General features: G+C 65.3%; 13 protein-coding genes. 9 read left to right on the top strand and 4 right to left on the bottom strand.

Going from position 1 to position 23,588, the window contains the following annotated elements:
- Window positions 1–2 precede the first annotated feature (2 nt).
- A complete protein-coding gene (locus DCM79_RS25735) occupies window positions 3–815 on the top strand; it encodes an HAD family hydrolase (protein WP_257176916.1) in 813 nt (270 codons plus the stop codon).
- Window positions 816–1,047: 232 nt separating this feature from the next.
- Here DCM79_RS25735 and DCM79_RS25730 read toward each other — a convergent pair whose 3' ends face one another.
- Together DCM79_RS25730 and malQ are read right to left on the bottom strand one after the other, a co-directional pair.
- Window positions 1,048–2,850, bottom strand: a complete 1,803-nt coding sequence (locus DCM79_RS25730) for a glycoside hydrolase family 15 protein (RefSeq protein ID WP_257176915.1) — start codon at window positions 2,848–2,850, stop codon at window positions 1,048–1,050.
- 30 nt (window positions 2,851–2,880) lie between these two features.
- Window positions 2,881–4,842 (bottom strand): 4-alpha-glucanotransferase, encoded by a 1,962-nt coding sequence (malQ, locus tag DCM79_RS25725; RefSeq protein WP_257176914.1) that lies wholly within the window; start codon window positions 4,840–4,842, stop codon window positions 2,881–2,883.
- A gap of 221 nt (window positions 4,843–5,063) precedes the next feature.
- On the opposite strand from malQ, the gene DCM79_RS25720 reads away from it, so the two are divergent.
- Genes DCM79_RS25720 through treY form a run of 6 tightly spaced genes read left to right on the top strand, consistent with a single transcriptional unit; the run spans window position 5,064 to window position 19,066 of the window.
- The gene (locus tag DCM79_RS25720; RefSeq protein ID WP_257176913.1) at window positions 5,064–7,010 is read left to right on the top strand and encodes a maltotransferase domain-containing protein; all 1,947 of its coding nucleotides are present in this window, start codon (window positions 5,064–5,066) and stop codon (window positions 7,008–7,010) included.
- Between the two features lie 10 nt (window positions 7,011–7,020).
- Entirely contained in the window at window positions 7,021–10,314 is a 3,294-nt protein-coding gene (gene treS, locus DCM79_RS25715) for a maltose alpha-D-glucosyltransferase (RefSeq protein ID WP_257176912.1), read from the top strand.
- Entirely contained in the window at window positions 10,307–12,445 is a 2,139-nt protein-coding gene (gene glgB / locus DCM79_RS25710; RefSeq protein WP_257176911.1) for a 1,4-alpha-glucan branching protein GlgB, read from the top strand. The genes treS and glgB overlap by 8 nt, the downstream gene beginning before the upstream one ends.
- A gap of 3 nt (window positions 12,446–12,448) precedes the next feature.
- Window positions 12,449–14,527, top strand: coding sequence for a glycogen debranching protein GlgX (gene glgX / locus DCM79_RS25705; RefSeq protein WP_257176910.1), 2,079 nt, complete (start codon window positions 12,449–12,451; stop codon window positions 14,525–14,527).
- The gene (gene treZ, locus DCM79_RS25700) at window positions 14,524–16,278 is read left to right on the top strand and encodes a malto-oligosyltrehalose trehalohydrolase (RefSeq protein WP_257176909.1); all 1,755 of its coding nucleotides are present in this window, start codon (window positions 14,524–14,526) and stop codon (window positions 16,276–16,278) included. Before glgX ends, treZ begins: the two co-directional genes overlap by 4 nt.
- 1 nt (window position 16,279) lies before the next feature.
- Window positions 16,280–19,066 (top strand): malto-oligosyltrehalose synthase, encoded by a 2,787-nt coding sequence (gene treY / locus DCM79_RS25695; RefSeq protein ID WP_257176908.1) that lies wholly within the window; start codon window positions 16,280–16,282, stop codon window positions 19,064–19,066.
- 2 nt (window positions 19,067–19,068) lie between these two features.
- Here the strand turns inward: treY and DCM79_RS25690 are convergent, their stop codons facing one another.
- Entirely contained in the window at window positions 19,069–19,386 is a 318-nt protein-coding gene (locus DCM79_RS25690) for a polyhydroxyalkanoic acid system family protein (RefSeq protein ID WP_257176907.1), read from the bottom strand.
- Between the two features lie 180 nt (window positions 19,387–19,566).
- Between DCM79_RS25690 and DCM79_RS25685 the strand changes: the two genes are divergently transcribed.
- Window positions 19,567–19,731, top strand: a complete 165-nt coding sequence (locus DCM79_RS25685; RefSeq protein WP_008560028.1) for a DUF3309 family protein — start codon at window positions 19,567–19,569, stop codon at window positions 19,729–19,731.
- A 100-nt stretch (window positions 19,732–19,831) separates the two neighbouring features.
- Here DCM79_RS25685 and ligD read toward each other — a convergent pair whose 3' ends face one another.
- Window positions 19,832–22,522, bottom strand: coding sequence for a DNA ligase D (gene ligD / locus DCM79_RS25680; RefSeq protein WP_257176906.1), 2,691 nt, complete (start codon window positions 22,520–22,522; stop codon window positions 19,832–19,834).
- Window positions 22,523–22,638: 116 nt separating this feature from the next.
- On the opposite strand from ligD, the gene DCM79_RS25675 reads away from it, so the two are divergent.
- Window positions 22,639–23,523: a Ku protein gene (locus tag DCM79_RS25675; RefSeq protein WP_257176905.1), complete on the top strand. Its 885-nt coding sequence runs from the start codon at window positions 22,639–22,641 to the stop codon at window positions 23,521–23,523.
- Window positions 23,524–23,588 lie beyond the last annotated feature (65 nt).

The following is a 23,588-nucleotide window of genomic DNA, read 5'->3' as shown; positions in this document are numbered from 1 at the left end:
TCATGACGCAAATCTCACTCGTGGTGTCCGACGTCGACGGCACGCTGCTGACCAAGGACAAGACGCTGACGGACCGCGCGAGGAGCGCGGTGCAGCGGTTGCACAGAGCCGGCATCGGCTTCACCATCACCTCTAGCCGTCCCGCGATCGGCATGCGCTTCCTGATCGAGCCGCTGGCGCTCTGGCTTCCGGTCGGCCCATTCAACGGCTCCTCGATCGTCGATCCCGAGATGCGGCCGGTCGAGCAGCATCTGATCCCGGCCGGCGCCGCCGAGCGCGCCTTGCAGATCCTTCGCGAGTTCGGCGCCGACATCTGGCTGTTCACCACCGACGAATGGCTGATCGACAACCCGAGCGGACAATACGTTGCGCATGAGCGGCACACGATCCGCTCGGACCCGACCATCGTGACGGATTTTTCGCCCTACCTCGCAAGCGCCTGCAAGATCGTCGGCGCCAGCGCCGATGCTGCCCGCCTCGAATCTTGCGAGAAGGCGATGCAGCAGGCGCTCGGCAGCGAAGCCAACGCGGTGCGTTCACAGACCTATTATCTCGACGTCACCCCGCCCGGCTTCGACAAGGGCACGTTCGTCGCGGCGATGGCCAGGCGCCTCGGCATCGCGACCGCTGCCGTCGCCACCATCGGCGACATGCAGAACGATCTTGCGATGTTCGCCGTCAGCGGCACCTCGATCGCGATGGGCAACGCCGCTGACAACGTCAAGGACCAGGCCACGCACGTCACCTCGACCAACGAGCAGGACGGCTTTGCGGAGGCCATGGAGATGATCCTGAAGCGGAACGGGGTGGGCTGAGCCTGAGCCAACGATTGGGAGAGGGCCGATTGGTCCAGCCGCGGGCTCGCTGTAACCTCTCCCGCTTGCGGGAGAGGTCGCCGCGGAGCGGCGGGTGAGGGCTCTCTCCTCTTGGGGGTTCTCGCCCAGCGGAGACACCCCCACCCCAGCTCTCCCCCGCAAGCGGGAGAGGGAGCGCACCTTCGTCGTGGAGGCAATCCGACCCACTCCTGTCACGCGGTCGTCCAAGTCGCTACTTCGACCGCTGCATCGCCGGCTTCTCGCTCTTCTGCCTTGCCGCCGACAGATTTTGCGCGGTGTTGATCAGCGCGATGTGGGTCAGCGCCTGCGGGAAATTTCCGGTCTGGCGCCGGGCGTCTGAATCGTATTCTTCGGCCAAGAGGCCGACGTCGTTGGCGATGCCGGCTACGCGGTCGAGCAAGCTTTGCGCCTTGTCGAGATCGCCCGCCAGCACATGGGCATCGGCCAGCCACAATGTGCAGGCCAGGAATGCGCCTTCCAGCAGCGGCTGCCCCGCAGGCAGCTCGCGCGGATCGTGCCGCAGCACGAAGCCGTCGCGCATCAGGCGTTTCTCGACCGCCGCAATGGTGCCGCGGATGCGCGGATCTTCCGCCGGCAGAAAACCGACACACGGCAGCAGCAGCACGCTCGCATCGAGCAGTTTCGAGCCATAAGATTCGACGAAGGCGTTCTCCTCCGCGTCAAATCCCCTGCTGCAGACGTCGCGATGAATCGCCTCGCGCAAGGTGCGCCAGTGCAGCAGCGGCGCCTTGAAGCCGAAGGTCTCGGCGCTCTTGATGCCGCGATCGAAGGCGACCCAGGTCATCACCTTGGAGAAGACATAGTGCTTGGGCTCGCCGCGACGCTCCCAGATGCCGTGATCCGGCCGGTCCCAGACCTTGGCGAGATGGTTGAGCACGGCGCATTCCAGCGCCCATGTCGTTTCATCGTCGAGCTTGAGCTTGGCCATGCGGGACTGGTGGAAGGCGTCGATCAACTCGCCGTAGACGTCGAGCTGGAGCTGCGCATGCGCGGCGTTGCCGACGCGCACCGGCTTTGCGCCCTCGTAGCCGTCGAGCCAGCCGGCCTCCCATTCCAGGAGCCGACGCTGGCCCCAGATGCCGTACATGATCTGCATGTTCGCCGGCGAGCCGGCGGCGGCGCGCAACAGCCAATTGTGCCAGGCCAGGGCTTCCTCGGTGTAGCCCGAGTTCATCAGCGCCAGCAGGGTGAAGGTGGCATCGCGCAGCCAGCAGAAGCGGTAATCCCAGTTCCTGGTGCCGCCAAGCTTCTCCGGCAACGACGTGGTCGGCGCCGCGACGATGCCGCCGGTCGGGGCGAAGGTCAGCGCCTTGAGCGTGATCAGCGAGCGCATGATGAGATCGCGATACTCGCCGTCGCGGGTGCAATGGCTGCACCAATCCCGCCAGAACGTCTCGGTCTCCTGGAGCGCAATTTCCGGATCGATCGGCGCGGGCGGCGGCAGATGCGAGGGGCCATAGGTCAGCACGAAGGGTACGGTCGCGCCCGCGCTCACCTCGAAGTCGGAGACCGTGGTCAAATCCTCGCCGCGGGTCTCGACCGGCGTGCGCAGCACCGTCATGTCCTGGCCGGCGATGGCCATCAGGGAATGGTCGATCCGCCGCACCCAGGGAATATCGGCGCCGAAGCCGAAACGGATGACGAGCTCCATCCGCATCTTCACCGTGCCCTTGATGCCGCGCACCAGCCGCACGACGTCGGACGCCTTGCCGCGCGGCGGCATGAAGTCGACCAGCGCAATGGTGCCGCTCTTCGTCTCGAAACACGTTTCGAGGATGAGAGTATCGCCGAGATAGCGTCGCGATGTCCTGATGACGTCGCCGCTCGGTGCGATCAGCCAGCGGCCGTTCTTGTGAGTGCCGAGGATGGCGGCAAAGCAGGCGTCGGAATCGAAGGCGGGCCAGCACAGCCAATCGATCGAGCCGTTGCGCCCGACCAGCGCCGCGGTTTCGCAATCGCCGATCAGCGCGTAGTCCTCGATCCTCTGAGACAATGTCGTGCGAGCCTGAGACGCCCCGGCCGATCAACTCCCGCCGTTCAACGAACGTTCCCGCGTTGCCGCTCGCAAGGCCGTGAGGTCGACCTTCGAGGCGATCTTGTCGAGTGCGACGGGAAGGCGCTGTCGCCAGTTCGGGTGCTCGTCGATCGTGCCGGGAATGTTGGGCTGGTCGATCACGCCGAGCAAATCCTCCATCGACACCGCGAGCAGCCGCGACGGCGTGCGCGACAGGAAGGCGAGCACCGAATAGAGGTCGTTGGCCTTGATGCCGTTCTGGCGCAGGATCTCGTCGAGCCTGCCAAGCGCATCCCAGCGCGCCTGGTCGTTCTCGCCGGGATCGAGCCCGAGCGAGCGCTTCATCTTGAGGTCGCCGAAGGAGCGCCAGCCGGCATAGGTCGACAGGTCATGCGTGTTCAGCGTGACGAGCGCATTGGGCCGGTAATGCTCGACGTTGCGGAAGCGGCCGGTCTCGTCGCGCTCGAACATCATGACGAGGTAGGACCAGATTCCGAAATCCTGCATCATCTCGCGGAAACCTTCCGGCACGGTGCCGAGATCCTCGCCGATCACGATGCATTTGTGGGCCGCGCTCTCACTGGCCACGACGCCGAGCAGCGCCTCGAACGGCATCTGCACATAGGCGCCGTTGTCTGGCTTGAAGCCGCGCGGCACGAGATAGAGCCGCTTCAGGCCGAGCACGTGATCGAGCCTGATCGCGCCGGCATGGCGCATCGAGGCCGCCAGCATGTCGGCGAACGGCACGAAGGATTGCGCCTCCAGGCCGCCGGCGTTGAAGCCCGCAAGGCCCCAGTCCTGGCCGATGGTGTTGAGCACGTCGGGCGGGGCGCCGACGGCGAGATGGCGGGAGATCGCCATCTGCTCGTTCCAGGCATCGAAGCCGTTGGACTGCACGCCGACCGCGACGTCGAGATAGAGCCCGACGCGCATGCCGAGCTGGCTGGCGAGCTCCTTGGCGGCATGCAGCTGGCTGTCCGCGGTCCATTGCACGAATTCGACGAATTCGACCTCGCGCTTGTCGGGTCCATCGCGCAGTTCGGCGCACTTGGCCTCGTCCGGTTGCCGCCATTCCGCCGGCCATTCCCACCACGGAGCGGCGAAGCGATGGCGCAACACCTCGAAGCAGGCGAAGCGGGACAGCAACGGCGCGCGGGCGGCGCGGAAGGCGTCGAACGCCTTGCGGCGCGCTTGGCTCGCGCTCGCGACAAAGCTGTTGAACGCGGCGCGCAGGGCGAGCCATTTCAACGCCGCCATGTCGGCGTAAGGCACGCGATCGCCTTGGCGCAGACGAGCAGCGGTCGCCGCCGCGTCGGGCACGAGGTCCGGCGAGAATTCGGGAATGGCCTCGACGTCGATATAGAGCGGATTGAGGAACAGCCGGCTGTTCGGCGAATACGGACTGCAGTCGGACGGCTGGTCGTCGAACAGAACGTGCAGCGGATTGAGCCCGACGCCGTCGGCGCCGAGCTGCTGGGCGAGCCGGACCAGATCGCCGAGGTCGGTGAAGTCGCCGATGCCCCAATTGCGGTCCGAACGGACGCTGTAGAGCTGCACGGCGAGCAGCCAGCCGCGGTCGAAATCGCCGCCGAAGGCCCGCTCGGGCGCCACGATCATCGGCACCTCTTCGGTCACGCCTTCGGCATCGGTCAGCGTCAACCGGTGATAGCCCAGCGGCAGCCCGGCGGGCCAGGCGATCACGGGCTCGCGTGTCTCGCCTTGGGCCGTCGATTTGCCGTTTGCGGCCAATTTCCATTGCAGCGGCGGTGCGCCGATGGCGGCCAATTCCGTGCGCGGATGTCCGAGCGCGCGGACCACGACCGGCCCGTTGACGAAGCGGTAAACCCGCTTTTCCGGCAGGGCGTCGAGGATGGACTTCAGGGCCACGGGGTCGGTGACCCGCAGCTTCCCAAGCGCATCAATGAATTCGGATTGAACGCCCTTGATCCGGGCTTGAGCTAAAAGATCCATACGGCACGCAGCTTGCAGGCCATTCTTCGGCCGGGGGCATCGATTTTAACGAGGCAGCGGAAGACGTTAGTCTGGGTCAACTCACAAACCATGCCTGCCGTTCCCAGGGGGAACTAATGACACACAAGCGGCTTTCTATATAGGGTATCAAGCGTAGGTTCCCGACAAGGGAAACGGGCCCCTGCTCTCTTGTCACCTGCTTTCTTGTCAATGGCATCACCGTGAACAAGACAATTCAAACTGTCGAGAGTGCCGCAGCCGGCAGCGCTTTCCTCATCGAAGACGTCTATCCCGCGATCGATGGCGGCCGCTTCGCCGTGAAGCGGATCGCGGGCGATCGCGTCGAGGTGTGGGCCGATGTCTACCGCGACGGCGACGCCGTGATCGGGGCCGCGCTGCTCTGGCGCCCCGAGCAAGACCGGGATTGGCGGCGCGAGCCGATGATCCAGCACGGCAATGACCGCTGGTCCGGCGCTTTCACACCGGTGGAGCCCGGCCGATATTTCTATGCGATCGAGGCCTGGACCGACGAGTTCGCCACCTGGTCCCACGGGATCGCGCGCAAGCAGCGAACGGGCGCCGATGTCAATCTCGACGCGCTCGAGGGTGCCAGCCTGCTGACCAAGGCCCACGGCGCGCCGCAGGCCGCGGCGGCAATCATCATACGACAATGCGAGGATTATCTTCAGACCGGCGATGTCACCTCGCTGCTGGCGAGCGAGCTCGGCGATGCCATGGCCGAGAGCCAGTCCCGGCCCGACCTGACCCGCTCACAATCCTTCCCGCTCGTCGTCGACCGCGACAGAGCGCGGTTCGGCGCCTGGTATCAGATGATGCCGCGCAGCCAGAGCCGGATTCCCGGCCGGCACGGCACGCTCCGCGACTGCATTGCCCGCGTGCCCGATATCGCGGCGATGGGATTCGACGTGCTCTATTTCACGCCGATCCACCCGATCGGCCGCAGCCGCCGCAAAGGCCGCAACAATGCGCCGGTGGCGCGTGAAGGCGACCCCGGCTCGCCCTATGCGATCGGCGCCGCCGAGGGCGGCCACGACGCGCTGCATCCCGAGCTCGGCACCATCGAGGACTTCCGCGCGCTGGTCGCGACCTGTCTCGAATACGGCCTCGAGCTGGCGCTCGACTTCGCCGTGCAATGCTCGCCGGACCATCCCTGGCTGACGCAGCATCCGGAATGGTTCAAATGGCGGCCGGACCGCTCGGTGCGGACGGCGGAGGGCTCCTATTCGGACATCGTGATTCCCGATTTCGCCTCGGTCGACCGCGTCGGCCTGTGGAACGCCTTTCGCGATGCCATGCTGTTCTGGATCGACCACGGCGTCACCATCTTCGCCATCGACAATCACGACACCGCGCCGCTTGCGTTCTGGGACTGGCTGATCGGTGACATCCGCCGTCGGCATCCCGAGGTCATCCTGTTCTCCAAGACGTTTGCGCGGCCCAAGCTGATGAAGGGACTCGCCAAGCTCGGCTTTGCGCAATCCTTCACCTATTTCCCCTGGCGCACCTCGCGGTGGGAGCTGGAGCAATATCTCGGCGAGCTGACGCGCCATCCCGAGCGCGACTTCTATCGTCCGAACCTGTTCGTCAACACGCCCGACCTGCTGCCCTATCATCTCCAGAGCGGAGAAGCCTGGGCGTTCAAGTCGCGCGTTGCGCTGGCGGCCACGTTGTCGGGCAGCTACGGCGTTTACAGCGGGTTCGAGCTGCTCGAGCACGAAGCGATTCCCGGCCGTGAGGAATATCTGGATTCCGAGAAGTACCAGATCAAGCAGCGCGACTGGGATCAGCCCGGCAACATCAAGTCCTACCTTGCCGACCTCAACCGCGTCCGCAACGACAATTCCGCGCTCCAGCAAACGGCGAATCTGCGTTTTCTGGGCGTCGACGACGGCGAGGCCATCGCCTTCGTCAAGGAGGCGGCCGAGCCCGCCAACACCGTCGTGATCGTGATCGCACTCTCCGGCCGGTCGCGGGAATGCTGGCTGCCGCTCGGCGACGTCACGGTTGACGCCGGCGGGCAGCGTCACCATGTGACGACACTCGAAAACCTCCTCAGCGGCGAACGGTCCCGCATCGAATGGGGCGGGATCAGGTTGCGTATCGATCCTGACCGCGATCCGGCGCTCTTGTTCCGCTGCCTGGCGTAAGGGGCACGCCATGAATGTTCTGTCTTCCGTCGACACCAAGAAAGCCGAGGCTGCCGAGATCGTGGACGAGCTCTGGTACAAGGACGCCATCATCTATCAGCTGCACGTCAAGGCGTTCGCCGACAGCAACAATGACGGCATCGGCGACTTCGCCGGACTGACCGAGAAGCTGCCCTATCTGCAGGAGCTCGGCGTCACCGCGCTGTGGCTGTTGCCGTTCTATCCCTCGCCCGGCCGCGACGACGGCTACGACATCGCCGATTACGGCTCGGTCAATCCCGATTTCGGGACCATGAAGGACTTCAAGCGCTTCATCCAGGAGGCGCAGAAGCGCGGCTTGCGCGTCATCACCGAGCTCGTGGTCAACCACACCTCGGACCAGCACAAATGGTTCAAGCGCGCGCGCCGCAGCCATCCCGGCTCGAGCGCCCGCAACTGGTATGTCTGGAGCGACACCGACCAGAAATACCAGGGCACGCGCATCATCTTCACCGACACCGAGAAGTCGAACTGGACCTGGGACCACGAGGCCGGCGCGTTCTACTGGCACCGCTTCTTCTCGCACCAGCCCGACCTCAATTTCGACAATCCGCGCGTGGTCAGCGCGCTCATCCAGGTGATGAAGCGCTGGCTGGATGCCGGCGTCGACGGCTTCCGGTTGGATGCTATTCCCTACCTCTGCGAACGCGACGGCACCAACAACGAGAACCTCCCCGAGACGCACGCCATCATCAAGCGCCTGCGCCAGGAGCTCGATTCCTACTCCAAGGGCAAGCTGCTGCTGGCCGAGGCCAATCAATGGCCGGAGGACGTGCAGGAATATTTCGGCCGCGGCGACGAATGCCACATGGCCTATCACTTCCCGCTGATGCCGCGCATCTACATGGCGATCGCGCAGGAGGACCGTTTCCCGATCACCGACATCCTGCGCCAGACGCCGGACATTCCGGCGAGCTGCCAATGGGCGCTGTTCCTGCGCAATCATGACGAGCTGACGCTGGAGATGGTGACCGACGTCGAGCGCGACTATCTCTGGACCACCTACGCCAACGATCCCCGCGCCCGCATCAATGTCGGCATCCGCCGGCGCCTCGCGCCGCTGATGGACAACGACCGCCGCAAGATCGAACTTATGAACTCGCTGCTGCTGTCCTTCCCCGGCACGCCGATCATCTATTACGGCGACGAGATCGGGATGGGCGACAACATCTATCTCGGCGACCGCAACGGCGTGCGCACGCCGATGCAGTGGAGCCCGGACCGCAATGGCGGCTTCTCGCGCTGCGACCCGGCACGCCTCTACGCGCCGCTGATCATGGATCCCGTCTACGGCTATGAGTCCGTCAACGTGGAAGCGCAGTCGCGCAGCCTGTCGTCGCTGCTCAGCGCCACCAAGCGGCTGATCTCGGTCCGCAAGTCGACGCTCGCCTTCGGCCGCGGCACCATGACCTTCATCCGCCCGGCCAACCGCGCCGTGCTGGCCTATGTCCGGCAATATCGCGACGAGGTGATCCTCTGCGTCGCCAATTTGTCGCGCGCCGCGCAAGCCACCGAGCTCGACCTGTCGCCGTGGAAGGACCGCATCCCGCAGGAGATGCTCGGCCGCACCCGCTTCCCGGCGATCGGGGAGCTCCCCTACATGATCACGCTGGGACCCTACGGCTTCTACTGGTTCCAGCTTCAGGAGCGCGACAAGTCCGAGCCGGTGACGCCGCGCGCGGTGCCGGAATTCGAGACGCTGGTGGTGCCGGTGAATTCGAACTGGGTGTCGCTGGCCCGCGAGCGCGGGGTGTTCGAGCGCGACGTGCTGCCCGGATTCCTGTCGCGCACGAGGTGGTATCCCGAGCACAATCCCAAGAAGATCAAGACCACGCTGACCTCGGCCGTGCCGTTCTGCGATATCGGCGACAACAGGCCCTGGATCGCGTTCTTCGAGAGGACGGACCAGGACGCCGGCTCGCGCTACGTGCTGCCGATGCAGATCGAATGGGTGCGCTTCGACCGCGAGCGCTTCAACCCGAAGGCGCTGGCCGCCGTGCGCCAGGGCGCGCGCGAAGGCACGCTGCTGGACGTCGCGACCGACCAGATCTTCATCGGCCTGTTCCTGCGCAATCTGTCGCAGAATCTGGTCGTGGAGGAGAACAATCTGCGGCTCGAGTTCAAGGCGACCAGCCGGTTCGCCGACTATACCATCAAGGAGCCCGAGCGCATCCGCGCGATCGAGCAGTCGAACAGCACCGCGCTGGTCGACAACCAATACGTCGCCAAGATCTACCGCCGGCTCGAGGGCGGCGTCAGCCCCGAGATCGAGATCGGGCATTATCTCACCGAGGTCGCGCGCTTCGCCAACACGCCGGCGCTGCTCGGAAGCGTCGAGCTGGTCGAAGGTGACCAGCGCAGCGCGCTCGGCGTGCTGCATGCCTATGTCGAGAACCAGGGCGACGGCTGGACTGTGACCACGGGCTATCTCGATCGCTATATCGACGATCAACGCGTCGTCCCGATAGGCGAGGCGCTGCGCGAGACCCAGGAGCAGGCGCTTTATCTGCACTTCGTCGCGCAGATCGGCCGGCGGCTCGGCGAACTGCATGTCGCCCTGGCCGCAGCAGAGCCGGTCGATCTCGCTCCGGAGCCGATCGACTCCGCTTACGTCAAGCGGCTCGTATCCGACCTCAAGGCGCGCGCCGAGCGGGTCTTCGACAGGCTGGCCGAAAGCCGCGAGGGCCTGCGGGAGGCGGACCGGCCGCTGGTTGATCGGCTTACGGAGGCGCGTACGCTCCTCTCCGACCATCTGAGCGGGCTCTTGCCATCCGAGATCGGTGGGTTGAACATCCGTCATCATGGCGACTTCCGGCTCGGGCAAACTCTGATCGTGAAGGACGATATCTTCATCATCGACTTCGACGGCGATCCGCGCGTGCCCCTGGCTGCCAAGCGGCGCAAGGCGCCTGCCGCCCGCGATGTCGCTGGCCTGATCCATTCGATTCATGTTTCGGTCAATGCCGCCCTCAATCACGCACCGACCGGTGCCTCCGAGGAGCACGACCGGCTCGCGGCCGCGCTCGACGAATGGCGCGAGCGTGCCACTGCAACCTTCCTGTCCGCCTACCGCGAAGCCATGAGCGATCAGCGGCTGTGGCCGGCAGATGCGCAATCCAGCGAGGGACTGCTGCGGTTCTTCCTGCTTGATCAAGCCTTCAATGACGTAGAGTACGAGCTGTCCCACCGGCCTGAGGGGCTGCATGCGCCGCTGACCGGACTGCTTCGCATTCTGTCCAAGACCGAGAGCGAAGCCCATGCCTAAACTTCCTGCCGAGGCCTATGCCATCATCGAGGGCCGCCATTCCGACCCCTTCCACTATCTCGGGCTGCATCCAGAGGGTGGCAAAAGCGTGGTGCGCGCGTTTCTGCCCGAGGCTTCCAACGTCGAGGCGGTCGGCGACCATGGCGAGATCGCGCCGCTCGACCGCGTGCACGATGCCGGGCTGTTCATCGGCGCCCTTCCCAACGGCTCGAAGCACTACCAGTTGCGCGCGAAATTCGGCAACAGCGTCGTCGAATTCGAGGATGCCTACCGCTTTCCTCCGATCCTGACCGATTTCGACCTCTATCTGCTCGGCGAGGGCACCCACCAGCGGCTCTATGACAAGCTCGGCGCCCATCCGATGCGGCTCGAGGGCATCGACGGCATCGGCTTCGTGGTGCTGGCGCCGAATGCACGGCGCGTTTCCGTGGTCGGCGATTTCAATTTCTGGGACGGGCGGCGCCATCCGATGCGGGTGCGCGGCGCCGGCTATTGGGAATTGTTCATCCCGCACGCCAAGGCTGGCGATCACTACAAGTTCGAGATCATCGGGCCGCATGGCCACCTGCTGCCGCTGAAATCCGATCCGATGGCGTTTGCCAGCGAAGTCCGTCCGAAGACGGCCTCCATCGTGTTCGACGAAGCCCATCTGCCGCGGCCGCGGCCGGCACCGGACGGCATCAACGCGCTGTCGGCGCCGATGTCGATCTACGAGGTCCATCTCGGCTCGTGGCGGCGCAAGAACGGCGATGAATGGCTGACCTATCGCGAGCTGGCCGAACAGCTGCCGGCCTACGCCCGCGACATGGGCTTCACCCATCTCGAATTCCTGCCCGTGAGCGAGCATCCGTTCGACGGCTCGTGGGGTTATCAGCCGACCGGCCTCTATGCGCCGACCAGCCGCTTCGGGAGCCCTGAGGATTTCGCCGCCCTGGTCGATGCCTGCCACCGCGAGGGCGTCGGCGTGCTGCTCGACTGGGTGCCGGGTCACTTCCCCGACGATCCGCACGGGCTCGGCAGTTTCGACGGCACCGCGCTGTACGAGCACGCCAACCCGCTCCAGGGCCGCCACCTCGACTGGGGCACGCTGATCTACAATTACGGCCGCACCGAAGTGACCAACTTCCTGGTGTCGAACGCGCTGTTCTGGATGGAGCGCTATGCCATCGACGGGCTGCGTGTCGATGCCGTCGCGTCCATGCTCTATCTCGACTACAGCCGGCCCCCCGGCGCGTGGATCCCGAACCAGTATGGCGGCCGCGAAAATATCGAGGCGATCAACTTCCTGCGCCGCTTCAACACCGAGGTCTTCGCCCGCTTCCCGCAGGCGACCACGGCTGCGGAGGAATCCACCGCCTGGCCGCAGGTCTCGCGTCCGGTCGAATTCGGCGGGCTCGGCTTCGGCTACAAGTGGAACATGGGCTGGATGCACGACACGCTGAACTACATCAGCAAGGATCCGATCCACCGCAAATACCATCACGACGAGATCCTGTTCGGCCTGCACTACGCCTTCTCGGAGAACTTCATCCTGCCGCTCTCACATGACGAGGTCGTGCACGGCAAGCGATCGATCCTCGGCCGCATGCCCGGCGACGAGTGGCAGCGCTTTGCGAATCTGCGCGCCTATTACAGCTTCATGTTCGGCCATCCCGGCAAGAAGCTCCTGTTCATGGGCGCGGAGATCGCGCAGAGCCGCGAATGGAATCACGACCAGTCGCTCGACTGGCACCTGCTCGAATACAAGTACCATTCCGGCACCCAGGCGCTGATCCGCGACCTCAACCGCCTCTATCGCGCGGTGCCGGCGCTACACCAGATGGATTGCGACCAGGCCGGCTTCGAATGGCTGATCACGGATGACGCGAACCGCAACGTGTTCGCCTGGCTGCGCAAGGGGTTTGACGAGCACGCGCGCTGTCTCGTGATCGTCAACTTCTCGCCGAACGTCTATCAGAACTATCGCGTTCGCGTGCCGTTTGCCGGAAAGTGGAAGGAAGTGCTCAACTCGGATTCGGCCCATTATGGCGGCAGCAATGTCGGCAATATCGGCGAAGTCCATGCCGAGGGCGGCGAGCTCCGCCTCACCATTCCGCCGCTCGCCGCGATCTTCCTTGTTCCGGAAAGCTGACACATGCGCCTGACTGCCGGATCGCCCGCACGCCTCGGCGCAAGCTGGGACGGACGCGGCACCAATTTCGCGCTGTTCTCCGCGAACGCGCAGAAGGTCGAGCTCTGCCTGTTCGACACGCAAGGCCGCCGCGAGCTCGAGCGCATCGAACTGCCCGAGAAGACCGAGGACGTCTGGCACGGCTATCTCAACGACGTCTCGCCCGGCCAGCTCTACGGCTATCGCGTGCACGGCCCCTACGAGCCCGAACACGGCCATCGCTTCAATGCCAACAAGCTGCTGCTCGATCCCTATGCCAAGCGGCTCGCCGGACGCCTGGTCTGGAGCGATGCGCATTTTGCCTACCGCACCGGAAGCCCGCGCGAGGACCTCTCCTTCGACCGGCGCGACAATGCGCGCGGCATGCCCAAGGCCGTGGTGGTCGACGAGACCTTCAACTGGGGCCGCCGCGAGATCCGTCCCAACATCCCCTGGGAAGACACGATCATCTACGAGGCCCACGTCAAGGGGCTGACGCAGAAGCGCGACGACGTGCCGCCGAATTTGCGCGGCACCTATGGCGGCCTGTCCTCGCCGGCGATGATCGAGCATCTGAAGAAGCTCGGCGTCACCACGGTCGAGCTGCTGCCGGTGCACAGCTTCGTCGACGACCGCATCCTGGTGGAGAAGAAGCTCGCCAATTACTGGGGCTACAACACGCTGTCCTTCTTCGCGCCCGAGCCGCGCTACGCCCAGGACAATGCACTCGATTCCTTCCGCACCACCGTGGCGCGCCTGCACGATGCCGGCATCGAGGTGATGCTCGACGTGGTCTACAATCACACCGCCGAGGGCAATCACCTCGGCCCGACGCTGTGCTATCGCGGCATCGACAACGCCTCCTATTACTGGCTGAACCGCGAGAACCCGCGCTATTACGACGACTTCACCGGCTGCGGCTCGTCGGTGAACCTGACCCACCCGCGCGTGCTGCAGATGGTGATGGATTCGCTGCGCTACTGGGTCGAAGTCTGCCATGTCGACGGTTTCCGCTTCGACCTCGCCACCACCCTGGCGCGCGGGCCCAACGGCTTCGATCGCGGCATTTCGTTCTTGACCGCAATTCGCCAGGATCCGGTGCTGGCGACCGTCAAGCTCGTCGCCGAGCCCTGGGACCTCGGCCTCGGCGGCTACCAGGTCGGCGCATTCCCGTCACAATGGTCGGAATGGAATGATCGCTATCGCAGCGCCATGCGCCGCTACTGGAGCGGTGAAGGCAGCCTGATCGGCGACATCTCGAGCCGGATGACGGCCTCGTCCGACCTGTTCAACCATGACGGACGGCGGCCGCGCGCCAGCATCAACCACATCACCGTGCACGACGGCTTCACCCTCGCCGACCTCTTCAGCTACAACGAGAAGCACAACGAGGCCAACGGCGAGGACAACCGCGACGGCTCCAACGACAACCACAGCAACAATTGCGGTGTCGAGGGGCCGACCGACGATCCTCAGATTCTCGGCCTGCGCCGCCAGCTTCGCAAGAACGTGCTGGCCTGCCTGATGCTGGCGCAGGGCGTTCCGCTGATCCTCGCCGGCGACGAGGTCGGCAATTCGCAATCGGGCAACAACAACGCCTATTGCCAGGACAACGAGATCGGCTGGGTTGGATGGGACAATCTCGGCAAGGAGGATGACGACATGGTCGATTTCGTCGCCCATCTCGCCGAGATCCGCCGCCGGTTCTCGCAGCTTCGCAGCCACCGCTGGCTCGACGGCCGCCCCGCGGACGGCGTATCCTACGGCGCGTTGTGGCTGACGCCTGCCGGCGACGAGATGACGGAGAGCGACTGGAAATTCCCGGAGGGAAGATTCCTGTCCTACGTCATGGGCCCGATGGAACCGGGTGGAGCCGCGATCTTTATCGTACTGAACGCTGCCCCCGAAGAGATCGCATTCAAATTGCCAAAAATGACCGAATACAAGAGCTGGCAGCAGATCCTGAACACGACCGATGCCAAGCTGAATACGATCGACTTCCCGCCCGGAAGCGACAGCAAGGCGCCGCCGCGTTCCGTGCTCGCCTTCGCGGGGGCGCTATGAGGCCATCCTTCGGGGCGAAGCCGACGAAGGACGGCGTGTCGTTCCGCCTGTGGGCGCCTGCCGCGCGCCGCGTCGATCTCCTGCTCGATCGACGACACGCGATGCAGCGCCGCCAGGAGGGCTGGTACGTGGCCGACATTACCGGCCTCACCGCCGGCACCCCCTACAACTTCAGGATCGACGACGCGGTCGACGTGCCCGATCCGGCGTCGGCTTTCCAGCCCGAAGACGTGTTCGGCCCGAGCGAGGTGATCGACCACGACGCCTTCTCCTGGCGTGCGCGCGATTGGCGCGGCCGTCCCTGGGAAGAGACGGTGCTGATCGAGACCCATGTCGGCACCTTCACCTCCGAAGGCACCTACCGCGCCATGATCGACAAGCTCGACCACCTCGCCGCAACCGGCATCACCGCGCTGGAATTGATGCCGCTGGCGGATTTCGCCGGACGCCGCGGCTGGGGCTATGACGGCGTGCTGTGGTATGCGCCCGACAGCGCCTATGGCCGCCCCGAAGACCTGAAGACGCTGATCGACGAGGCGCATCTGCGCGGCCTGATGGTGTTCCTCGACGTCGTCTACAATCATTTCGGTCCCGAGGGGAATTACCTCGGCCGCTATGCGCCGGCCTTCTTCACCGATGCGCACACGCCGTGGGGCAGCGCGATCGATTATCGCGTGCCGCAGGTGCGCGCCTTCGCGGTCGAGAATGCGCTGTGCTGGCTCAGCGACTACCGTTTCGACGGCCTGAGGCTGGATGCGGCCAATCACATCATGGCGATGCCCGGCGAGCAGTCGATGCTGCAGGATCTCAGCGTCGCCGCCGGCGAGCTCGCCAAGGCGACGGGACGCCACATCCATCTCGTGCTGGAGAACGGCGACAATCGCGCCAGCCTGCTCGACGCCGCACAGGAGCCGCCGAACGGCAAATATCGCGCGCAGTGGAACGACGATTATCACCACGTCTGGCACGTGATGCTGACCGGCGAGCTCGCCGGATATTACGCGGACTATCAGACGCCGCGCCTCGATCTGGCGCGCGCGCTGGCGTCCGGCTTCGTCTACCAGGGCGAGGTCTCCGAGTTCTGGGGCAAGAAGCCGCGCGGCGAGCCGAGCGGTGAGCTGCCGCCGGCGACCTTCGTCAACTTCCTGCAAAACCACGACCAGATCGGCAACCGCCCGCTCGGCGACCGGCTCGAAAGCCTGGCATCGCCGCAGCAGATCGAAGCCGCGCTCGCGGTGACCCTGCTGGCGCCGATGGTGCCGATGCTGTTTCAGGGCGAGGAATGGGGCTCGACGGTGCCCTTCCCGTTCTTCTGCGATTTCCAGGGCGGGCTCGCCGACGCCGTCCGCCAGGGGCGCAAGCGGGAATATGCGTGGGCCTACGAGACATTCGGCGACGAAGTGCCCGACCCGCTCGATCCGGCGACGCTGCAATCGGCGGTGCTCGACTGGACCGACCGCACGCCGCAGCAGGACGCGCGGCTGGCGCTGGTCCGCGAGCTGCTCGCCCTGCGCCGCAAGCAGATCATGCCGCGGCTAAAGGGGGCGAGCTTCGGCGCGGCCGAGGCGGCGGACAACGGCCTGCTCACTGCGCATTGGCGCATGGGCGCCGGCACGACGCTGCGGCTCCTCGCCAATCTCTCGGACAAGGATATCGCGCGTCCTGAAGCTGCCACGGGCACGCCGATCTGGGGAGAGGCAGCGGGCGACCGGCTACCTCCCTGGTCGGTGATCTGGCATCTCGGAGGTTAGCATGCCTCCTGCCATTCCCCTTGCGACCTACCGGCTCCAGCTCACCGCGGATTTCGGCTTCGACAAGGCCGCCGCCATCGTGCCTTACCTCAAGGCACTGGGGATCACCCATCTCTACGCCTCGCCGGTGATGAAGGCGCGCAAGGGCTCGACCCACGGCTACGACACTGTCGATCACGGCCAGTTCAATCCGGAGCTCGGCGGTGAGGCCGGATTCGTGCGACTGAGCGAGGCACTCAGGACGCACGACCTCGGACTCATCATCGACTTCGTGCCGAACCATGTCGGCGTGCATTTCGCCGATAATCCGTGGTGGCTCGACGTGCTGGAATGGGGCCAGGCCTCGCCCCACGCGGTGTCCTTCGACATCGACTGGGACCTGCTGCCCTACCGCGCCCGCGGCGGCGTGCTGCTGCCGATCCTCGGCAAGTCCTACGGCGAAGCGCTGGAAAGCGGAGAGATCGAGCTGCGCTACGATCCGGATCAGGGCGGCTTCTCCGCCTGGTATTTCGAGCATCGCTTGCCGATCGCGCCCGAGCGCTATGGCGAGATGCTGCGTATGATCGTCAAGGACGCAGATGCCGCGGAGACGGAGGCCGGCAAACGCCTGCTCTCGCTCACGGCGCGCTACACCGGGCTGCGCCGCCCCAACCGCAAGGAAGCGCCTGCCTTCAAAGCCGAGCTCAAGGGGATCGCGGGCGCCGCCGAGATCATCGCGCGCGGTCTTGCCGCTTATCGTGCCGCCAAGGATCGCCCCGCGCAGACGCTGGCGCTGCATCACCTGCTGGAGCGCCAGCACTACAAGCTCGGGCACTGGCGGCTCGCCTCCAGCGACATCAATTATCGCCGCTTCTTCGACGTCAACGGACTCGCCGGCCTGCGCGTCGAGGACGCGAGCACATTTGCCGCCACGCACCGGCTGGTGAAGCAGCTGATCGCCGAGGGCAAGCTGCAGGGCATCCGGCTCGACCACATCGACGGCCTGCGCGACCCCGCGCAATATTGCCAGCGGCTGCGCCGCCTGGTGCGCGACGCGCAGGGCAACACCAAACCGTTCTACACGGTGATCGAAAAAATCCTGTGCGAGCACGAACGCCTGCCGCACTTCGCCGGCGTTCAGGGCACCACCGGCTATGAATGGATGAACGTGATTTCCCAGGTCCTGGTCGACACCAAGGGCATGGCGGCGCTGGATGAGACCTGGCGGCAGATCAGCAACCGTTCACCACGGCTTGCGCCTTATGTGAAGGACGCCAAGCGGCGCGTGCTGGAGACGCTGCTCACCAGTGAATTCACCGTGCTGACGCGCCTGCTCGCACGTATCGCCAACGGGCACTACTCCACCCGCGATTTCTCCGCCGACAGCCTGCGGCAGGCGCTGGAGCTCTATGTGCTGCATTTCCCGGTGTACCGCACCTATCTAACCAACAGCGGCCCGACCGCGCCCGACCGCAAGCTGATCGACGACACCATCGCCCGCGCCCGCGCGGAATGGTTCGCCGCGGACGAAGGCATCTTCGATTTCCTGCGCGACGCCCTGACCATGGACCTGCTCAAGCCCGGGCGCCCTCCGCACAGCGCCCCGCGCGTGCGCCGCTTCGCGCTGAAGGTGCAGCAATTCACCGGTCCGATGATGGCGAAATCGCTGGAGGACACCGCGTTCTATCAATTCCACCGGCTGCTCGCGCTCAACGAGGTCGGTGGCGATCCCGCCAGCAACGGTCTTGCGATTTCCGCTTTCCACCAGACCATGCAGGCCCGCGCCAGGGAATGGCCGCTGGGAATGACGGCCACCGCCACGCACGACACCAAGCGCGGCGAGGATGCCCGCACGCGGATCGCGGCGCTCAGCGAAATTCCGGGCGAATGGACCGGTGCGGTTTCGCGCTGGAAGGTGTTGAACGCGCCGCACCTCACGCTCGAGGGCAACTTCCGCGCGCCTTCGGCGACATTCGAGTACATGCTCTACCAGACACTGCTCGGTGCCTGCCCACTCGAAGAGACGATCGACGCCGGCTTCGTCGAGCGCATCCAGGCCTACGCGCTGAAGGCCGCGCGCGAGGGCAAGGAAGAGACCAGCTGGCTCAACCCGCATGAAGCCTATGAGAACGGCATCAAGAGCTTCATCGACAAGATCCTCGACCCCGCATTGTCAGGCGAATTCCTGGAGGCGCTGCAAACGCTGGCCCGCCGGGTCGCACTGCTCGGCATGTTGAATTCGCTGAGCCAGCTCACCCTCAAGGCGACGCTGCCCGGCGTGCCAGACTTCTATCAGGGTACCGAGTTCTGGGACTTGTCACTGGTCGACCCCGACAACCGCCGCCCGGTCGACTTTGGCGCGCGGCACGCGGCGCTGAACGCGCTGGACGAGCCGGATTGGAACGCCCTCATGGCGCGCTGGCCGGACGGCCTGATCAAGCTGGCCTGGACACGGCGTCTTCTCAAGCTGCGCAATGCGCTCGCCGACGTCTTTGCTCAAGGCGATTACCAGCCGCTGGCGGTGCACGGCACGCATGCGGACCATGTCGTCGCCTTCGCCCGTCGTCACGGCCGCAGCGCGGCGATCGTCGTGGTCGGACGTCACTTCGCGCCGCTCACAGAAGCGGGCCGGGACTTGCCAGCGTCGGCGAGCTTTGACGCCACCATCGACCTGACCGGCTACACCGCGCCCGGCCTCGCCGGTAGTGAATTGCCGCTGGCGCAGGCGTTCCAGGACTTTCCCGCGTTCGTCGTCGAAGCCCGCACGGCAAGCGCCGTCAGGCCGGCGCGACCGCGCGGACGCGCCTGAAATTACTTTCCCCCATCCTTGGTCAACAGCAACTGACCACGCTTCTTGATCGTGGCCTGCGCCATCTCGGCAAAGCGCTGCAACAGCCAGGGCAGCACCACCTCGACCCGGACTTGGTCGTCGCCCACGTCGACCTGTCCCGTCGCAATCTGGCCGAGCGCGCGAATGCGGAACGCCATGCTGTCGCCGGCCCAGCGCTCCTCCTCGACCTGCATCACGGGAATGCTGGCTGCGGCGCGGCCGAGCCCGGTCTTGAGCCGGCGCACCGCCTCCTCGCGGCCGAGACGGTGCGGAATTGAAACGACAAGCGGTGCTGACATGGCCCTCCCCCGAATTGACTGAACTCACATAGTCATGCCGACGGCCTGCACAAAGGTTCCATGCAAGTTGATTCGCCCGCCGTGTTTCAATGCGGGAACTTTACAACCTGCGGCAAGTTGCCTTCGCACAACGGGACAGGTTGCAAAGGACCCTTCAAGGAAGGGCTGGAGGAAATTCGCATGTCTATCGGCACGATCATTCTGATCATTCTCATCATCGCCCTGCTCGGCGGCTTCAGCGGCATCGGCGGCGGCCCGTTCTACGGCACCGGCTATTACGGGGGCGGCGGCCTCGGGCTCGTCATCGTCATCCTGCTGATCCTGCTGTTGATGGGCAGAATCTAGCGGCATCCACGATGTCGTAGGGTGGGCAAAGGCGCATGGCGCCGTGCCCACCTCATCGTCGTAGCGAAAACGATCGTGGGCACGCTTCGCATTGCCCACCCTACTTCTTCCCAGCCAACTTCTTGATCGCGGCCTTGATCGACACGGCCGCATCTTCGTAGCCCTCCCACGCCTTCGACCGCGACAGCAGGCCCGGCACGGTCCGCAGCGTATAGCGCTTCGGGTCGAGATCGCTCTTCACCTGCGCCCAGGTCAGCGGCATCGAGACCGTGGCACCAGCGCGCGCCCGCGGCGATAGCGGGGCCACCGCCGTCGACATGCGGTCGTTGCGGAGATAGTCGAGGAAGATCTTTCCCTCGCGCAGCTTCTTCGACATGTTGAGCAGATAGCGCTCGGGGTTGTCGTCGGCCATCCATTGGCAGACGCCCTGCGCAAAGGCCTTCGCTTCCTTCCAGCTTACCTTGTCGCGTGCGCCGTGAAGCAGCGGCACCACCACGTGCAGGCCCTTGCCGCCGGTGGTCTTGCAGAAGCTCTCCATGCCGAGATCGGCGAGCCGCTGCCGCATCTCCTTGGCCGCCTCAACCACGTCGGCGAATTCGACGTCCGGTGCCGGATCGAGATCGAACACGAGCCGGCCCGGCGTGTCATAGGCATAGGGCGCGCAATTCCAGGGATGCAGCTCGACGCCGCCGATCTGCGCAACGGCCGCGAGTCCCTCGATCCGGTCGATCTGCAGATATGGCTTGCGGTCGCCCGAGACGCGCGCGAGCTCCAGAAGGTTGGACGTGCCCTGCATGGCGTGGCGCTGGAAGAAGCATTCGCCCTTGATGCCGTCGGGGGCGCGGATCAGCGAGCAGGGCCGGCCTTTGAGATGCACGATCATCCACGCGCCGACGGCTTCGAGATAGCGCGCGAGATCGAGCTTGGTGACGGGAGCACCCTCGCCGTCGTCAGGCCAGAGCTCCTTGTCCGGCTTGGAGATGATGACGCCCATCACCTCCGCTGTGCCGGCATCCTTGGAGCGCTTGGCCGTCTTTGCGGCTCGCTTGCCGGGTGCAGGTTCGGCAAGCTCCGTATCGACGGGCCTCTCCGCCTCCACCTCCTCGGCCGGCTTGTCCTGCCGCAGGCCCTTGAAAGCGGCCTGGCGGATATTGCCGTCCGCGGTGAAGCCTGCGAACTCGATCTCGGCGACCAGCTCCGGCTTCAGCCAGTGCACCTCGCGCGTCTTCTTGGGGGCATTCTTGCCGCCGAAGGGGCTTTCCTTGGCCGCCATCGCCTTCAACGACGGCATGATGCGCTTGACCTTGTCGGCGCCGAAGCCGGTGCCGACCATGCCGACGAAGGCAAGATGATCGCCGCGCTGCACGCCTGCCATCAGCGAACGGAATTTGCCGTTCGTGGTCTTGTAGCCGCCGATCACCACTTCGTGGCCGGCGCGACATTTCGACTTGACCCAGCTCTCGGTGCGCCCCGAACGATACGGCGCATCCAGCTTCTTCGACACCACGCCTTCGAGCTCGAGCTTGCAAGCCGATTGCAGCACCGCATCGCCGCCGCTCTCGAAATGCTCGACATAGCGGATCTGGTTCGATTTCCGCTTGCGGGCCTCCAGCAGCTGCTTCAGCCGCGCCTTGCGCTCGCCGAGCGGCAGCCGCCGGTAGTCCTGTCCCTCGGCGAACAGCAGGTCGAAGGCAAAGAAGATCAGCTCTTCGGTCTTGCCATCGGACAGCGCAGCCTGCAGCGAGGAGAAATTCGGTGCGCCGTTGTGGTCGAGCGCGACGATCTCGCCATCGATCATCACGTCCGGCAACGCGGCCGCCTCCTTGGCGATGGCGCCGAACTTGCCGGTCCAGTCGAGGCCCTTGCGCGTCTTCAGCGTCGCCTCACTGTCCTCGACCCGGAGCTGCACGCGATAGCCATCGAACTTGATCTCGTGGCACCAGCCCTCTCCGGCCGGCGGCCGCTCGACCAGCGTGCAGAGTTGCGGCGCCACGAAGTCCGGCATCTCAGCGACCTTCTTCGCGCTGCTCGCTGTGGTGGCTTTCTTCTTCGCCGTCCTGGTCTTGGGGGGCTTGGGGGGCTTGCCGGCCTTCAACGCCGTGCGCGGTGCCGGCTTGACGGTGCGGCCCTTCGCATCCTCGGCACGGTTGGACTGCCAGACGGCGTCGGCCTTGCCCTTGGCGCCCTTCGCCAGCATGAACGGCTTTGGCGCGCGACCCTTGCCTTCGGCGATCTGCTCCATCGCGCGGCCGGACGCGACCGACCTGTCCTCGTCGAGAATGTCGTTGTCCTTGCCCTCGCGAACATATTCGTCGCGATGCTTGATCAGAAGCCAGTTGGTGCGCTTCTCGCCCCCGCGGTTGCGCATGCGCACCAGCACCCAGCTGCCGTGCAGCTTGTCGCCATGCAGGGTGAACTTCAGATCGCCCTTCCTAAATCCGGCGTCCGGATCCTCGGCCTCCCAAGTGCCGCGATCCCACAGCATCACCGTGCCGCCGCCGTACTGGCCTTCCGGAATCGTACCTTCGAAATCGCCGTAGTCGAGCGGATGATCCTCCACCTCGACTGCCAGCCGCTTGTCGTGCGGATCGAGCGAGGGGCCCTTCGTTACGGCCCACGACTTGAACACGCCGTCGAATTCGAGCCTGAGGTCGTAGTGCAGCCGGCTCGCATCGTGCTTCTGAATCACGAAACGCCGCTGCTTCGATGGCGCGATCGCGGCCTTGCCCGACGGCTCGGGCGTCTTCTCGAAGTCACGCTTTTGTCGGTAAGTGGAGAGTTTTTGCAGCACGACCGGTCCCGCTTCTCTTTCGGCATCGAGCCTATCACGGCCAAAGTCCCGCCCGGAACCAAAACCCTGTGGGAGGGTTGGGGTTCCAAAACGCCTTGAAAACGCTGGAGAATGGAATGGCCCCGCGCGCCTATTGGAAGGGAACGTTGAAGCTGTCGCTGGTCAGCTGCCCGGTCGTGCTCTATCCCGCGACCACGGCGGCGGAGAAGACGCGGTTTCACCTGATCAACCGCGAGACCGGCAACCGGCTCAAGCAGCAGATGATCGATTCCGAGACTGGCGACGTCGTCGAGAGCGACCAGAAGGGGCGCGGCTACGAGCTGCGCAAGGGCAAATATGTCGAGATCGAGCCGGAGGAGCTCGACGCGGTCCGGATCGAGAGCAACCACACCATCGACATCGAGAGCTTCGTGCCGAGCGAGGAGATCGACCAGCGCTACCTCAATCATCCCTACTACATCGCGCCCGACGGCAAGGCCGCGGTCGACGCCTTCGCGGTGATCCGCGACGCCATGAAGGACCAGGACCGCGTGGCGCTCGCCAAGATCGTGCTCACCAACCGCGAACACGTCATCGCGATCGAGCCGCTCGGCAAGGGCCTGCTCGGCACCACGCTGCGCTTTCCCTACGAGCTGCGCGACGAGGACCAGTTCTTCGACGACATCAAGAGCCCGAAGATCACCAAGGATATGGTCGAGCTCGCCGGCCACATCCTGCACACCAAGGCCGCGCATTTCGATCCCGGCAAGTTCAGGGACGACTACGAGACCGCGCTGAAGGCGCTGGTGAAGCGCAAGGCCAGCGGCAAGAAGATTGAACTGCCCGAGCCCGAGGAGCGGCCGAGCAACGTCGTCAGCCTGATGGACGCGCTGAAGCAGAGCCTGAAGGGACGCGGCGGGAAGAAGACCGCAGCGAAACCTCATGCGCGCCGCGCGACCGGGCGGCAACGCGCGGCGAGAAAGACGCACCGGTCGACGGCGCGGCACAGGAAGGCGGGCTGAGGAGAACCGCTCGCCCAGGGCTCGATATCGTAGGGTGGGCAAAGCGAAGCCTGCCCACCACCTTT

The sequence above is a fragment of the Bradyrhizobium sp. WBOS07 genome (genome assembly GCF_024585165.1).
GTDB classification, from domain to species: Bacteria; Pseudomonadota; Alphaproteobacteria; order Rhizobiales; family Xanthobacteraceae; genus Bradyrhizobium; species Bradyrhizobium japonicum_B.
The sequence above is the reverse complement of the archived record's forward strand: the minus strand, read 5'-3'. Positions and strand labels throughout refer to the sequence as shown.